Raw genomic sequence first — 12,088 nt, forward strand, 5'->3', positions numbered from 1 at the left:
GTAGGACGTGAATCTGGTCGGTGGAATTGTTCGCAGGGAATAAAAACGTGAGCCATGTGACGCAGCGGGCCAGCGAGCTGGCCCTGGATGAGACGACGGTCACCGTACTGCGGGCCGCGCTCAAGACCACCGCCGACGAGGTCGTCCAGGCGATCATCGACGAGGTCCCGCCCTACGCCAACGCCCTCTCGGGCCACATGGGTGCCACCATCCGCCGAGCCGTCCGCACGGCCCTGGGGCACTACCTGGACCTCGCGAGCGGGAACGCCACGGGCGGCGACGGCGGTGACGCGGCGTACGAGCTCGGCCGAGGCGAGGTGCGGGACGGCCGTTCGATGGACGCCCTGCTCAGCGCCTACCGCGTCGGCGCCCGCGTGGCCTGGCGATGTCTGGCAGCGGGGGCCGTGCCCGCCGGCCTGCCCGCCGCAGAGGTCGCCAAGTTCGCCGAGCTGACCTTCGCCTACATCGACGAGCTCTCCGCCGCGAGCGCCGCCGGCCATGCCGACGAACTGGCCGCCCGGGGCCGGGAGCACGAGCGCCACCTGGAACACCTGGCCCGCGACCTCCTCGCCGGCGCGAGCCCGGACGTGCTGCTGGTCTCCGCCCAGCGGGCCGGGTGGCAGCCTCCGCTCACGCTGACCGCGGTCCTGCTGCCCGCCGCCCAGGCCCGGCCCGCCTACCGCACGCTCGATCCGGGCACCCTCGTCCTCGACGATCTGCCGGACGCCACCGGTGTGCTGCTCGTCCCCGACGCCGACCGCTCACACCTGCTGCGGCAGCTGACCGAGCGCACCGCCGTGGTCGGCCCGGCCCGGCCGTGGACCCGCGCTTCCGCGTCGTACGCACGGGCCATACGCGCGCGCCTGCTCTCCTCCGACATCCGCGACACCGAGGACCATCTCGCCGAGCTGGTGCTGAGCGCTGACGCGGACGCGTACGCGGACCTGCGTGCCCGAGCCCTCGCGCCGCTCGCGGCCCTGCCTGCCACGACCGCACGACGGCTGGAGGAGACCCTGCGGGCCTGGCTGCTGCACCAGGGCAGGCGGGAGGAGGTGGCGGCGGCGTTGTTCGTCCATCCCCAGACGGTCCGGTACCGGATGGCGCAGCTGCGGGAGCTGTTTCCGGATCTCGCGTCGCCCCACCGGGTCCTGGAACTGACGCTGGCGGTCGGCCTTCGGGCCGGCTGACACATCGCGCGGACGTCGTCGGCGGGAGGACGGAGGGTCAACCGGTGACGTGGAACTCGTTGTTGCCGGGGTCGAGGAACTCGCCGGGCTCCCCGTCGCGTTGGGTGATCTCCAGGCGCAGTCTGTTCCGTCCTTGCTTGGGTGCCGCCGGTGGTCCCATCACCAGGGAGACGGTGCTGGTGGGTGTCGGGCGCAGTCTGACGCCCCAGTCGTGGGACTCGGCTGTGTGCCATTGGCTCCGGGACCGCCAGAAGGCCTTCTGCGCGAGCAGGTCTTCCTCCGTGACGTCGAGGCAGATGGCGGCGAGGCCGGAGTCGGTGAGTACACCGGGGTGCCCGGGACGCAGCACGCAGAACTCGTTGCCCTCGGGGTCGGCCAGGACGTCCCAGGGGACGTTCCCCTGGCCGATGTCCGCGTGCGTCGCACCGAGACTGAGCAGTCGTGCCACCTCGCCCTGCCAGTCCTCCCCTCCGGCCAGATCCAGGTGGAGTCGGTTCTTGTACGACGTCTTCGGCTTCGAGGTCGGCACGAACCGCAGGTGCAGGCCGGCCGTTCGGCCCTGCGTCGCCTGCGACCAGAAGCGGTCCATGCGCGTGACATCCAGCGCGTCGATCACGATGCCCGTCAGCATCCCGTCCCCCAAGCCGTCGACTCGTTCGCCGGCTCATTGTCGCCGCTGCCGGTACCGCCGCCGAGGGCAAGCGGAACGGAACACGCGGAGTTGCGGTAATCGCATTGGTGATGCGTATCCCGTATCCTTCTCACTGTGACCATGCCTCTGGACGAGCGGATGCGGTCGGCGATCGCGGCGCTCCTGCACGCGACGGGTGAGTCGCAAGTCGATCTCGCGGCCGCGCTGGGGGTGAGCCAGGCGCAGGTGAGCCGCCGTCAGTCCGGTGCGGCTTCCTGGAGCCTGGCCGACTGTGACGTCGTGGCCGCGCACTACGGCATCGACGTCCTGGAGCTGCTGGCCGGGCCCACCCGGGCCACGGAGTCCCTGCCTGCGGCACGCCGTCGGCCGGTCAGCCGTATCGCGACCCGCCGCCGGGGCGCTGCCGTGCGGGACGGGGGAGCCTGATGACGGACTTCGAGGCGATCGATGCCCTGCTCGCGGCCGCGCCGTCGGAGCAGGCCCCGCTGCCGTCTGCCGAGGAACGCCGTCTGTTGCGCGAGGGCCTGCACCTCTCTCGCGCACAGCTCGCTCAGGCTTTGGGAGTTGGGGCATCGACGGTGGGGGGCTGGGAGTCCGGTCGGGAGCCGAGCGGTGAGGTGCGGGAGAAGTACGCGTACTTCCTCAAGGGGGCGCGCACCAAGCTGGACGCCGCCGGGAGCGGGGAGGTGTCCGCCGGTGCCCCCGGCCCGGGGGACGACGGCCCTGCGGAGGCAGGCCCAGCGGCCTCTACGGAGGCAGGCCGCCAAGCCGCCGACACGGACGCCGCCGACGGCGAGGTGCTGCCCTCGCCTCAACCCTGTGTGCTGTGCGGAGAGCCGGCCCGCTATCAGGTCGAGGGGTTCCCACAGCATTTGGACCCCACCGAGTGCCACACCACTGTGCCCCCGCCCGCGCCCGCCCCCGTGCGGCACGAGAAGCCCGAGACGCCCGCCCCCCGCAGTCAGCCGCGGCAGCCGGCGCCCGCAGGACAGCAGAACCGGCCTGCCCACGGCGTCAAGGTCGTGCCGGTCGGCCGCCGGGTGCAGGCCGCCTCCGACACCCCGGACCTGATCGGCGCCGCGGTCGCGGCTGCGCTCGCCGAGCACGCCGGTGACGTCGAGGCGGCGACCGCGGCGTTGGTGAAGCGGGCGATCCCGGACGCGATGACGCTGCTGGACCACACGCGCAAGGGCGGCCGCTACGACGTCGTAGCGCATCCGTGGCTCCCAGACATCCTGCGCAAGCAGACCGCCCGCGGCGCCGACCAGATCTGGGAGGCCCGTCCCAAGTGGACCCGCCCCCACCTGCCCGCCGGCCGCCACGAGGTCACCGCGCTCGACATCAACGGCGCCTACCTGTCCGCCCTCAAGACCCATCTGCCGATCGGGCAGCTGGAACACTCCACCGGCAACCATCACGACCGCCGCCGCGCCGGCGTCCACCTGATCACCCCGCCCGACTGGGACCACGACTGGGTCCTGCCCAACCCGGTCGGCAACCGCGACGAACCCGGCCCCCTGTGGGTCACCGAGCCGACCCTGCGCCTGCTGCTGCGACTGGCAGGCCCGAAGTACGCCCTGTGTGACGCGCCGGAGATCCACGAGTCGTGGACGTCCGGGGCCACGGAGAACCTCCTGGAGAAGTTCCGCACCGCCCTCAAGGACGCCCGCGACCGGGCGATCACCGAGAACGACGAGGTGACCCTGGAGTACGTCAAGGCGATGTACTCCAAGTTCGTCTCGACACTGGGGGAGTCGAACTACAACCGCGAGCTCTACCGCACCGACTGGATGCACCTCATCCGCTCCCAGGCCTTCGCGAACCTGTGGTGGAAGGCCCACCGCGCCTACGACGAAGGCCTGATGGTCGTACGCGCCATGGGCACCGACGAACTGCACGTCGCCGGGGACTGGCGGGCGGTGTTCGCAGAAGGCCGAGGAGTCACCGAAGTGAAGGTCAAAGACGTCTACACCGTCGGCGCCGACCAGGACCCGGCCCCCGAAGCACCCTGACCGCACCTCCCGGCGCCGCTCGACAGCCCCGGCGGACGAATCCCGCGCCTGGCAGCCCAACGGCCCTCAACAGCCCGTACAGTGATCCAGCGATCGAGAACCCGGAAGAGACGATGCCTGAACGGAACATCGAGTTCGGCAAGTACGGTGCCCGCGGCATCAAGGGCCACGAAGCCGTCGCCCGCCAGCTGGACGCCCTCGCCGGCTACATCGCCACCCCCGTCACCGCCTCGCGAGGTCTGCAGGCGCGCCTGCACTACCTCACCCGCACCGACCACGCCCGCCAAGCCGCCCGCGCTGCCGGTCTGACCGTCACCGACCGGACCCTGCGCGCCTGGATGGCGGGCACGCGCACCCCCTCCCGGAAGAACCTTCAGGCGATCGAGCAGGCCTACCGCACCGTGCGCCGGGCGAACGTGGCCCGATACCTGGCCGCTCGTCTCAACCGCGAAGGACGCGGCACCCGCGTGGAGATCCATCCCCTCAACCAGTCCCAGGTCTCGCGCCCGCGCCAACGGCCGGTGGAGTTCCGCTCGATGAACGTGCGCCGCTGGGACCGTATCGTCGCCGCGTGGGCGGCCGGAGACGACCAGGAGCTCGACGACGCGTGGATCGACCAGGTCGTCGACCTCGGCTCCCAGTGGGGCCAGTACGAGTACGTCACCAACATCGGCTTCGCGGCGTAGTCCTCGGCGCCGGACCGGTTCATCACCAGTGCCGTGGCCCACGACCTCGCTCAGCGACTCGATCCCGGCAGGTGAGTGGCCGTGAGCGACCGTGAGTGGCCGTGAGAGGCCCACTCCCGCATCGAGCTGCGAGCGCGGTCGGTTCACACGGCCGTACGGTTCCCGGTGTTGGGGCGGGGGACGGGTTGCGCGGTGTGCCACAGGGCCATCGACAGCCAGATCAGAAGGACGCCCACGACGACGTGCAGGGCGCTCGTGAACACGGAGTCGGGGATCGCGGGCAGGAACGCGAACAGGGGGAGTACGACGGCGTAGCCCCATGCCGGAACGGTCGGGAGCCTGCGGGCGCGGAGGATCGCTGCCCCGAACAGCGCACTGCCCACGGCGAAGACGACTGCCGAGCCGAGCAGCGCGGGACGGGTGGGGCCCGTCAGTTGCGCCTTGACGGTGTCGTCGTCGAGGAAGAACAACACCAGGTTGGAGGCGAAGGCCGCCCCGCCGAACAGGCCGAGGCCGATGAGGTTGACGAGGTAGGCGGTTTCCGCGAAGCGGTGGGGGACAGGGCTTTGCCACTGGTGGACCGCGGTGAGGAAGGGGAGTGCGAACGCCGGCGAGAACGCGAGGAGGACACTGGTCGCCGCGGTCTCGCCGGTGAACGCCTCGACCAGGCCGGGCAGGGCGATGAGCAGGCCGGCCAGGACACCGCACAGCGCTCCGGGACGGGCGGGGTGGGCGGGGGTGGCCACTGGGCCCACGTGAGAGGACATGGGGAGGACTCCGTTTCGTCGACGGGGGTCGTCAGGGCCAAACCGTAGGAAGAGGGCAGCCGGTCCGGGCAGGTGCCCAACGGTGAGCCTCGCCGCCGGAGGTCACCGGGACTCAGGCGGCTGTGGTGCCGTTCGGCATGTGCCGTTCGGACACAACTGGACCGTCATGGCCGCCAGTTCGTGCGCACAGGTCGCCGGGTGCGGGCGTCCGGCCTAGCCTGGGCGGTGGCAGCAGGGGTGGGGGTGTGCATGGCGGGATACGTGCCGGTGCCGTGGGTGTCGCCGCTGCTGTGCGGCGCGGTCCTGCTCAGCGGGCTCTACCACCTGGCGGCGGGACTGGGGGAGGGACCTGGGCTGCTGGCCTGGTCCACGGCCGGTTTCGTCGCCGGACTCGTGGCCCTGGCGGCCGTGGAGACGGCGGGTCGCCGCTGGCGCCTGCCACGATGGCCGCTCCTGCTCGCGCAGTGCGCTCTGACGGGTGCCGTGGTCGCCCTGGACACCTCGGGGTTGTCCCGCGTGCTGTTCGTGCTCCTGCCGTTCACGGCCTACTTCGCGTTCGGCCGTACCACATCGCTCGTGGTGGGGGCACTGTGTCTGACCGGACTGCTCACCGGCTACCTGCTGACGGCCCCCGGCTGGTATCGCGACACGGAGCACGTGTCCGACCTGCTGATGCTCGCTGTCGGCCTGGTACTGGCGATCTCGATGGCCGCGGTCGCCGTGGACGAACAGCGAGCCCGCCGGGAGGTGCAGGAGTACGCGGCGCGAGTGGCGCAGCTGTCCGCCGCGACCGAGCGCAACCGGCTTGCCCGCGACATCCACGACAGCCTCGGACACCATCTCACGGCGATTTCCGTGCAGTTGGAGATCGCCTCGGAGTTCGGCGCGATGGACCCGGATGCTGCCGGCCGGGCGTTGGCCGAGGCCAGGGAGTCGGTGAAGCTGGCGCTGGGGGACGTACGGCAGTCGGTGCGTGCCCTGCGCGAGGAGGTGACACGCCCCGCGCTGTCGTCCGCGCTCGCCGGCTGGGCGCGGGAGGGCGGCTCGGGGCCGCGTGTCACCGTTGCGGTGACGGGTGAGGAGGACGGTTACGGCACGCCCGCACTGACCACGATCTACCGCGCGGCGCAGGAGGGCCTGACGAACGCCCTGCGCCACGCCCGGGCCTCGCGGGTGTCCGTGGACCTTCGGCTGACCGAGGACAGCGCACGGCTGACGGTGACCGACGACGGCCGCGGCTTCGCACCGGCCGAGGCCACCGCCGGATTCGGCCTGACCGGCATGCGGGAGCGGGTGCACATGGTGTCGGGAAGCGTGGACATCGACACCGGGCCCGGCGAGGGCACGCGGCTGACGATCGTCGTGCCGCGACGGGGAGGCGAGCGGTGAGCGAGGAGCCGGCCGCTGTGCGGGTGCTGGTGGTGGACGATCAGCAGCTGATTCGGGAGGGCATCGCGTCCCTGCTGTCGATCAGGGCCGGCATCACGGTCGTCGGTACGGCGGCCGACGGGCGGCAGGCCCTGGCGAAGGCCGTTGAGCTACGCCCCGATGTCGTCCTGATGGATGTACGGATGCCGGAACTGGACGGAGTGCAGGCCGTCGCCGTGCTGCGCGCTCGTGTGCCGGATTGCCGCGTAGTGATGCTGACGACCTTCGACGACGAGGAGTACGTCGTCCAAGCGCTGCGGGCCGGCGCCGGCGGCTATCTGCTCAAGGACCTGCCGGCCGAGGAACTCGCCCAGGCGATCCGCCTCGCGCACGCGGGCGTCACCCAGCTCGACGCGTCGGTGGCCGGCCGGCTCGCGGCGTCCCTGCCCGCGCCCGCTCCGGAACCCGCCCAGCTCGCCGCCACCCTCAGCCCACGGGAGATCGACATCCTGCGGCTTGTGGCAAGTGGCCGGACCAACCGGGAGATCGCCGCACAGCTGTATCTCAGTGAGGGCACCGTCAAGAACCACGTCTCCCGCATCCTCAGCCGCCTCTCCCTGCGCGACCGCACCCAGGCCGCCCTGCGCGCCCGCGACCTCGGCCTGCTGTGAGACGCGGGGCGCTCCGTTCCCGCAAAGGTGAGGCAGCGGCACGGATCAGGCGCCGATGTCCGTGGCGACCCCGGGGAGCAGCCAGTGGAAGCGGTCGCGGATGTCGGCGGGCGCGCGGGCGAGTTCGTGCTCTATGGCGTCGCGGCCCTCGTGGAAGTGGTGCCAGCCCTCGTAGTGGACGGGGATGGCGGTGCGGGGGCGCAGCAGCCGGGACAGGCTTACGGCCTGGGCGGCGGTCATGGTGTAACGGACCGGCCCGGTGATCGGGAAGCGCACACCGCCGACATGCAGCAGCGCGGTGCCCACGGTCAGGCGCCGGGCCACGTCCCGCACACCGCCGTACAGGACGGTGTCCCCGGAGATCCACAGTGCGCCGTGCCGCTGGCCCTCCCAGGTGAGGGCGAAGCCGGTGACCTGTCCGGTCAGGGCCCGGGACAGGGGCGGGCCGTGGCGGGCGGGGGTGGCGGTGACGGTGATCGTGGGGCGGTCCGGGGCCCGCAGCCGGGTCACGGACCACGGGGCGAGGCCCTCAGCGTTCCGGCCGAGGCGGAGCGCACCGGCCGGGGTGGTGAGGACGGTCCGGGCGGTGTGCAGGACGTCGCGTCCGGTGCGGTCGAGGTTGTCGCCGTGCTGGTCGTGGCTGAGCAGGACGGCGTCGATGGGCGGCAGGTCGCGGGCGGCCAGCGCGGGGCCGGCGGACTTGTGGGAGGAGGTGCCCCAGCCGAAGCCGTAGCGCTGTCCGGGCGGGTCGAAGGTGGGATCGGTCAGCAGCCGCCAGCCGCCCGTCTCGATGAGGGTGGTCGGGCCGCCGATGTGGGTGATGCGCAGCTCGCTCATGCGGAGGCTCCCTTCCCGGGCCCGGGGCGCTCCCGGGCCCGGTGTGTGCCGCGGGTGCGTCAGGCGTGGGCGAGGGCCCAGTCCAGGGCGTGGTCGGCGATCTCTTCCCAGCCGTCCTGGGCGGGCATCAGATGGGAGCGCCCGGGGAACTCCCTGACCTCGGTGACGGTGCCCGCGGCCTTGTAGTGCTTGGCGTTGGACTGCTGCACCCTGGGCGGCATGAGGTGGTCGTTCTCGCCCGCACAGAACAGCAGCGGCGCCCGGCGCGTGTTGTGGTAGTCGACGTAGGTGTCGGTGTGGCCGGGGTGGATGTTGGCCAGGGCGCTGCCCCAGACGATGCTGCCGGGTGCGGGGATGTGGTAGCGCTCGTAGGTGGCGCGGGCCTGGTCCTCGGGGAAGGTGTTGGTGAAGGCGTAGCGCCAGTGGTCGTAGTCGAAGCCGACGGCGCGGTGGCGGTTGGCGGGGTTCTTCAGCACCGGGAAGGTCGAGCGGACCTGGGACAGCGGTACGACGGCCACGCCCTCCGTGGGCGCGGAGTTGATCGCGACTCCGGCGGCGCCGAAGCCGTGGTCGAGCAGGATCTGGGTGAACGCGCCGCCTGCGGAATGGCCCATGATGACGGGCGGTCGGTCCAGTTCGGCGATGACCTTCTCCAGGCCGGCGATGATGGCGGGGACGGTCACGGTCTCGATCGGGGTCGGGTCGGCGTTGAGGGCCTCTACCTCCACCTCGAAGCCGGGATACGGCGGGGCGATGACCCGGAATCCCTTGTCCTGGTAGTGGGTGATCCAGTTCTCCCAGGCGCGCGGTGTCACCCAGAAGCCGTGCACGAGAACGATGGTGTCGGGCTGCATCCGTCTGCTCCTCAGGGGCTTCGGCGACTTCAGCGCGTGGTCTGGTGGGCGGCGATGATCTGGCGTACCACGACGTCGGGGTGGGACATCATCACGACGTGGGACGCGTTCTTGACCTCCACGGTGCGGCTGTGGGCGCGCTGGGCCATGTAGCGCTGCGCGGCGGCCGGGATGACGTTGTCGGCGGTGGGGATGACGTACCAGGAGGGCAGGTCCTTCCATGCCGGCGCGCCACCGGGGCCCGCCAACCCGCCCACGCTGCCGGGGCGTTGCGCGGCCGCCATCAACCGGGTCTGGGAGGACGGCAGATCGGCGGCGAACACCTCGCGGAACGCGGCCGGGTCGATGTAACCGTCCGTGCCGGTGCCGCCGTCCGGCAGCGGGTAGTCGCGGGTGCGCAGAGCGTCGGGCAGTTTGCTGCCGGGGAACTTGCCGGCCAGTTGCAGCGCGCTCTCGCCCTGGTCGGGGGCGAACGCGGCGACGTAGACGAGTGCCTTGACATTGCTGTGGCCGCGGGCGGCGTTGGTGATGACCTCGCCGCCGTAGGAGTGGCCGACCAGGATGATCGGGCCGTCGATGCTGTCGAGGACGCTGGAGACGTAGGCCGAGTCGCCGCTCAGGTCGCGCAGCGGGTTGGCCGGAGCGATGACCGGGTAGCCGGCCTTCTGCAGGGCGGCGATCGTCCGGTACCAGCCGGAGGCGTCGGCGAAGACACCGTGGACGAGGACGACGGTCGGCTTGGGGCCGCTGGTGTGCGCCGTGCTCGCGGAGACGGGGGCGACCGCGCCGCCCACGCCGGCCACGAGTGCGGCGGCGAGCAGGAACGCGCTGACGGTACGACGGTGAGGCCGCTGACCTCTGAGGCTCATGGGGTGGCTCCTGTGCTCGGGCGTCGGGCCGGAGGGCGGCCCGGGACGCGGGCTTGGTCCGTCAGGAGTTGAGGAACTCGAGCAGGTCGGCGCTGAGCTGTTCCTTGTGGGTGTCGGTGATGCCGTGCGGAGCGCCCGGGTAGACCTTCAGCGTCGCGTTCTTGATCCGGGCGGCGGACGCCTTGCCTCCGACGTCGAAGGGCACGACCTGGTCGTCGTCGCCGTGGATGACCAGCGTGGGCACGTCGATGGCGTCCAGGTCGGGTCGGAAGTCGGTCGCGGAGAAGGCCGCGATGCACTCGTAGGCGTTGCGGTGCCCGGCCTGCAGGCTCTGCCGCCAGAAGGCCGCCCGGGTGCCCTCGGGGACGTTCGCGCCGGGCCGGTTGTTGCCGAAGAACGGCCCGTCGGCCAGATCCCGGTACAGCTGCGAACGGTCGGCGAGCGATCCGGCCCGGATCGCGTCGAAGGTCTCGATCGGGACCCCGCCCGGGTTGTCGTCGGTCCTGAGCATGAACGGCGGGACCGCGGACACCAGGACCACCTGGGCGAGTCGGGCGGTGCCGTGGCGGCCGACGTAGCGGGCGACCTCGCCGCCGCCGGTGGAGAAGCCGACCAGGGTGGCGTCGCGCAGGTCCAGGGTGTCGATGAGCGTGGCCAGATCGTCGGCGTAGGTGTTCATCTCGTTGCCGTTCCACGTCTGGGTGGAGCGGCCGTGTCCACGCCGGTCGTGGGCGATGACCCTGTAGCCGTGGGTCGCCAGGAACAACTGCTGGGCTTCCCAGCTGTCGGAGTTCAGCGGCCAGCCGTGGCTGAGCACCACGGGACGGCCCGTCCCCCAGTCCTTGTAGTAGATCCGGGCGCCGTCGGATGCGGTGACGAAGGGCATGGGCGTCTCCCAACCGGTAGCCGGGGCACCGCAGTTGACCGTTCTTCCCGCCGCACCCCGTAGTCGTCAAGAACGTGTGGGGGAGCGTGCCACGGGCATCGTCGCCCGGCTTGACCCTGTCTGCCAGAGCCTGTGCCCTGCGTGCCAGGACGCCTGCCGCGGACGACTCCGCGCACCTGCTGCCTCGCGCGTCACAGCAGACGCGTATATGCCTGTGTTGCATGCACACACCTTTGCCGTGAAAGCTTCACGCGACGGACACTCAGGCCCTGGGGGGCGACCGGCGCTGCCCGGAAGGGGAGGCGTCGTGCTCGTCCTCGACACGAACGACTTACGGGTCGGTGACCGGACCGCGGCCTTCGAGGCGGTGGCCGCCGGCGAAGGCGGCATCTCCCGCGTCCAGGAGGAGGAGACCGAGGACGGCGTCCGGAAACGACTCGAACTCTGGCGCCTCGGCCCGTTGACGCTCTTCCACACCCAGGGCACCGGAGTACGTATCTCCCGCTCGCTCCGGCAGGCGCGGCGCGACGCGATGGACACCGTTGCGATCAACATTCACCGTCGGGGAGTCGGCGGTTTCGTCTGGGCCGACCATCAGCGGCGCATCGGCCCGAACTCCGCGAGCATGCAGCACATGCCGGGCGGCTACGAGTACTGGTGGTCGGGGGTCGGCAGCACGCTGGCCATGATGTTCGACACCGAACGCCTCGGTCTGCCCGAAGGCACGATCCGCGCGTCCATACCGACGCTGGAGCACAGCCCCGTCGGACAACTGCTCATCCACCACGTGCTCGGTGTGCACCGTATCGCCGACCAGATCGACATGCGCCCGGAAGCCGACGCCATCGCCTCCGCCACCGTCGAACTCGTGCGCGCCTGGGTCGTGTCGGTGGCCGGCGACGACCCCACCCGCCGGGCCGTCGCCAGGGAGACCCTCCTCACCCGTGTCCTGGCCTACGCCCGCGCCCACTTGAGGGAACCCGACCTCACCCCCGAGCGCATCGCCTGGGCGCACAACACCTCCGTGCGCACGCTGTACCGGCTGTGCGACGACGGCGGAGTCAGTCTCGAAAAGTGGATCATCCGCCGGCGCCTCGAAGGGGCCCGCGCCGACCTCGCCGCCCCCGGCCACGCGCACCGCACGATCGAGGCCATCGCCAGGAGCTGGGGCTTCACCAACCCGCCCTTCTTCTCCCGCCGTTTCCGCCGGACCTACGGCACCACTCCCAGCCAATGGCGAAGACTCTCCCAGCAGGGGCGACTTCTGCCGCCGCGGGATGGCCTCTGACGAGCGCCACA

General features: G+C 71.5%; 13 protein-coding genes. 7 read left to right on the top strand and 6 right to left on the bottom strand.

The window, feature by feature from the left end; translation table 11 throughout:
* The first annotated feature begins 47 nt into the window (after nucleotides 1-47).
* On the top strand, nucleotides 48-1,187 hold the full coding sequence (locus ACFULQ_RS06435; RefSeq protein ID WP_383538933.1) for a helix-turn-helix domain-containing protein: 1,140 nt from the start codon (nucleotides 48-50) through the stop codon (nucleotides 1,185-1,187).
* A gap of 37 nt (nucleotides 1,188-1,224) precedes the next feature.
* Here the strand turns inward: ACFULQ_RS06435 and ACFULQ_RS06440 are convergent, their stop codons facing one another.
* Nucleotides 1,225-1,818, bottom strand: coding sequence for a VOC family protein (locus ACFULQ_RS06440; protein WP_383538936.1), 594 nt, complete (start codon nucleotides 1,816-1,818; stop codon nucleotides 1,225-1,227).
* 141 nt (nucleotides 1,819-1,959) lie between these two features.
* Between ACFULQ_RS06440 and ACFULQ_RS06445 the strand changes: the two genes are divergently transcribed.
* From ACFULQ_RS06445 to ACFULQ_RS06455, 3 genes are all read left to right on the top strand, one after another.
* On the top strand, nucleotides 1,960-2,265 hold the full coding sequence (locus tag ACFULQ_RS06445) for a helix-turn-helix domain-containing protein (RefSeq protein ID WP_383539107.1): 306 nt from the start codon (nucleotides 1,960-1,962) through the stop codon (nucleotides 2,263-2,265).
* The gene (locus ACFULQ_RS06450; protein ID WP_383538938.1) at nucleotides 2,265-3,851 is read left to right on the top strand and encodes a helix-turn-helix domain-containing protein; all 1,587 of its coding nucleotides are present in this window, start codon (nucleotides 2,265-2,267) and stop codon (nucleotides 3,849-3,851) included. The genes ACFULQ_RS06445 and ACFULQ_RS06450 overlap by 1 nt, the downstream gene beginning before the upstream one ends.
* A gap of 113 nt (nucleotides 3,852-3,964) precedes the next feature.
* Nucleotides 3,965-4,537: a transcriptional regulator gene (locus tag ACFULQ_RS06455; protein ID WP_383538941.1), complete on the top strand. Its 573-nt coding sequence runs from the start codon at nucleotides 3,965-3,967 to the stop codon at nucleotides 4,535-4,537.
* A gap of 143 nt (nucleotides 4,538-4,680) precedes the next feature.
* Here the strand turns inward: ACFULQ_RS06455 and ACFULQ_RS06460 are convergent, their stop codons facing one another.
* Complete coding sequence (locus ACFULQ_RS06460) at nucleotides 4,681-5,304, bottom strand: hypothetical protein (RefSeq protein WP_383538944.1); 624 nt, start codon at nucleotides 5,302-5,304, stop codon at nucleotides 4,681-4,683.
* A 249-nt stretch (nucleotides 5,305-5,553) separates the two neighbouring features.
* Here ACFULQ_RS06460 and ACFULQ_RS06465 point away from each other — a divergent pair, with 249 nt between their 5' ends.
* Nucleotides 5,554-6,693: a sensor histidine kinase gene (locus tag ACFULQ_RS06465; protein WP_383538946.1), complete on the top strand. Its 1,140-nt coding sequence runs from the start codon at nucleotides 5,554-5,556 to the stop codon at nucleotides 6,691-6,693.
* Nucleotides 6,690-7,343 (top strand): response regulator, encoded by a 654-nt coding sequence (locus ACFULQ_RS06470; RefSeq protein WP_383538949.1) that lies wholly within the window; start codon nucleotides 6,690-6,692, stop codon nucleotides 7,341-7,343. Before ACFULQ_RS06465 ends, ACFULQ_RS06470 begins: the two co-directional genes overlap by 4 nt.
* A 45-nt stretch (nucleotides 7,344-7,388) precedes the next feature.
* Here the strand turns inward: ACFULQ_RS06470 and ACFULQ_RS06475 are convergent, their stop codons facing one another.
* The 4 genes from ACFULQ_RS06475 to ACFULQ_RS06490 all read right to left on the bottom strand — a co-directional run bounded on the left by ACFULQ_RS06475 (nucleotide 7,389) and on the right by ACFULQ_RS06490 (nucleotide 10,789).
* On the bottom strand, nucleotides 7,389-8,180 hold the full coding sequence (locus ACFULQ_RS06475; RefSeq protein ID WP_383538951.1) for an MBL fold metallo-hydrolase: 792 nt from the start codon (nucleotides 8,178-8,180) through the stop codon (nucleotides 7,389-7,391).
* A gap of 59 nt (nucleotides 8,181-8,239) precedes the next feature.
* A complete protein-coding gene (locus ACFULQ_RS06480) occupies nucleotides 8,240-9,034 on the bottom strand; it encodes an alpha/beta hydrolase (RefSeq protein WP_383538954.1) in 795 nt (264 codons plus the stop codon).
* Between the two features lie 29 nt (nucleotides 9,035-9,063).
* A complete protein-coding gene (locus ACFULQ_RS06485) occupies nucleotides 9,064-9,903 on the bottom strand; it encodes an alpha/beta fold hydrolase (protein ID WP_383538957.1) in 840 nt (279 codons plus the stop codon).
* A 61-nt stretch (nucleotides 9,904-9,964) separates the two neighbouring features.
* Nucleotides 9,965-10,789, bottom strand: a complete 825-nt coding sequence (locus ACFULQ_RS06490) for an alpha/beta fold hydrolase (protein WP_383538960.1) — start codon at nucleotides 10,787-10,789, stop codon at nucleotides 9,965-9,967.
* Between the two features lie 307 nt (nucleotides 10,790-11,096).
* Between ACFULQ_RS06490 and ACFULQ_RS06495 the strand changes: the two genes are divergently transcribed.
* A complete protein-coding gene (locus tag ACFULQ_RS06495) occupies nucleotides 11,097-12,077 on the top strand; it encodes a helix-turn-helix domain-containing protein (RefSeq protein ID WP_383538962.1) in 981 nt (326 codons plus the stop codon).
* Nucleotides 12,078-12,088: the final 11 nt, after the last annotated feature.

Origin of the sequence: Streptomyces sp. NPDC057253 (genome assembly GCF_042669125.1) — a bacterium.
GTDB lineage: Bacteria > Actinomycetota > Actinomycetes > Streptomycetales > Streptomycetaceae > Streptomyces.

Bases quoted from the DNA above. Each gene is read 5' to 3' on its own strand.
- ACFULQ_RS06485 (WP_383538957.1), bottom strand. From the start codon at position 9,903: ATGAGCCTCAGAGGTCAGCGGCCTCACCGTCGTACCGTCAGCGCGTTC.
- ACFULQ_RS06455 (WP_383538941.1), top strand. From the start codon at position 3,965: ATGCCTGAACGGAACATCGAGTTCGGCAAGTACGGTGCCCGCGGCATC.
- ACFULQ_RS06445 (WP_383539107.1), top strand. From the start codon at position 1,960: ATGCCTCTGGACGAGCGGATGCGGTCGGCGATCGCGGCGCTCCTGCAC.
- ACFULQ_RS06475 (WP_383538951.1), bottom strand. From the start codon at position 8,180: ATGAGCGAGCTGCGCATCACCCACATCGGCGGCCCGACCACCCTCATC.
- ACFULQ_RS06480 (WP_383538954.1), bottom strand. From the start codon at position 9,034: ATGCAGCCCGACACCATCGTTCTCGTGCACGGCTTCTGGGTGACACCG.
- ACFULQ_RS06440 (WP_383538936.1), bottom strand. From the start codon at position 1,818: ATGCTGACGGGCATCGTGATCGACGCGCTGGATGTCACGCGCATGGAC.
- ACFULQ_RS06465 (WP_383538946.1), top strand. From the start codon at position 5,554: ATGGCGGGATACGTGCCGGTGCCGTGGGTGTCGCCGCTGCTGTGCGGC.
- ACFULQ_RS06450 (WP_383538938.1), top strand. From the start codon at position 2,265: ATGACGGACTTCGAGGCGATCGATGCCCTGCTCGCGGCCGCGCCGTCG.
- ACFULQ_RS06490 (WP_383538960.1), bottom strand. From the start codon at position 10,789: ATGCCCTTCGTCACCGCATCCGACGGCGCCCGGATCTACTACAAGGAC.
- ACFULQ_RS06460 (WP_383538944.1), bottom strand. From the start codon at position 5,304: ATGTCCTCTCACGTGGGCCCAGTGGCCACCCCCGCCCACCCCGCCCGT.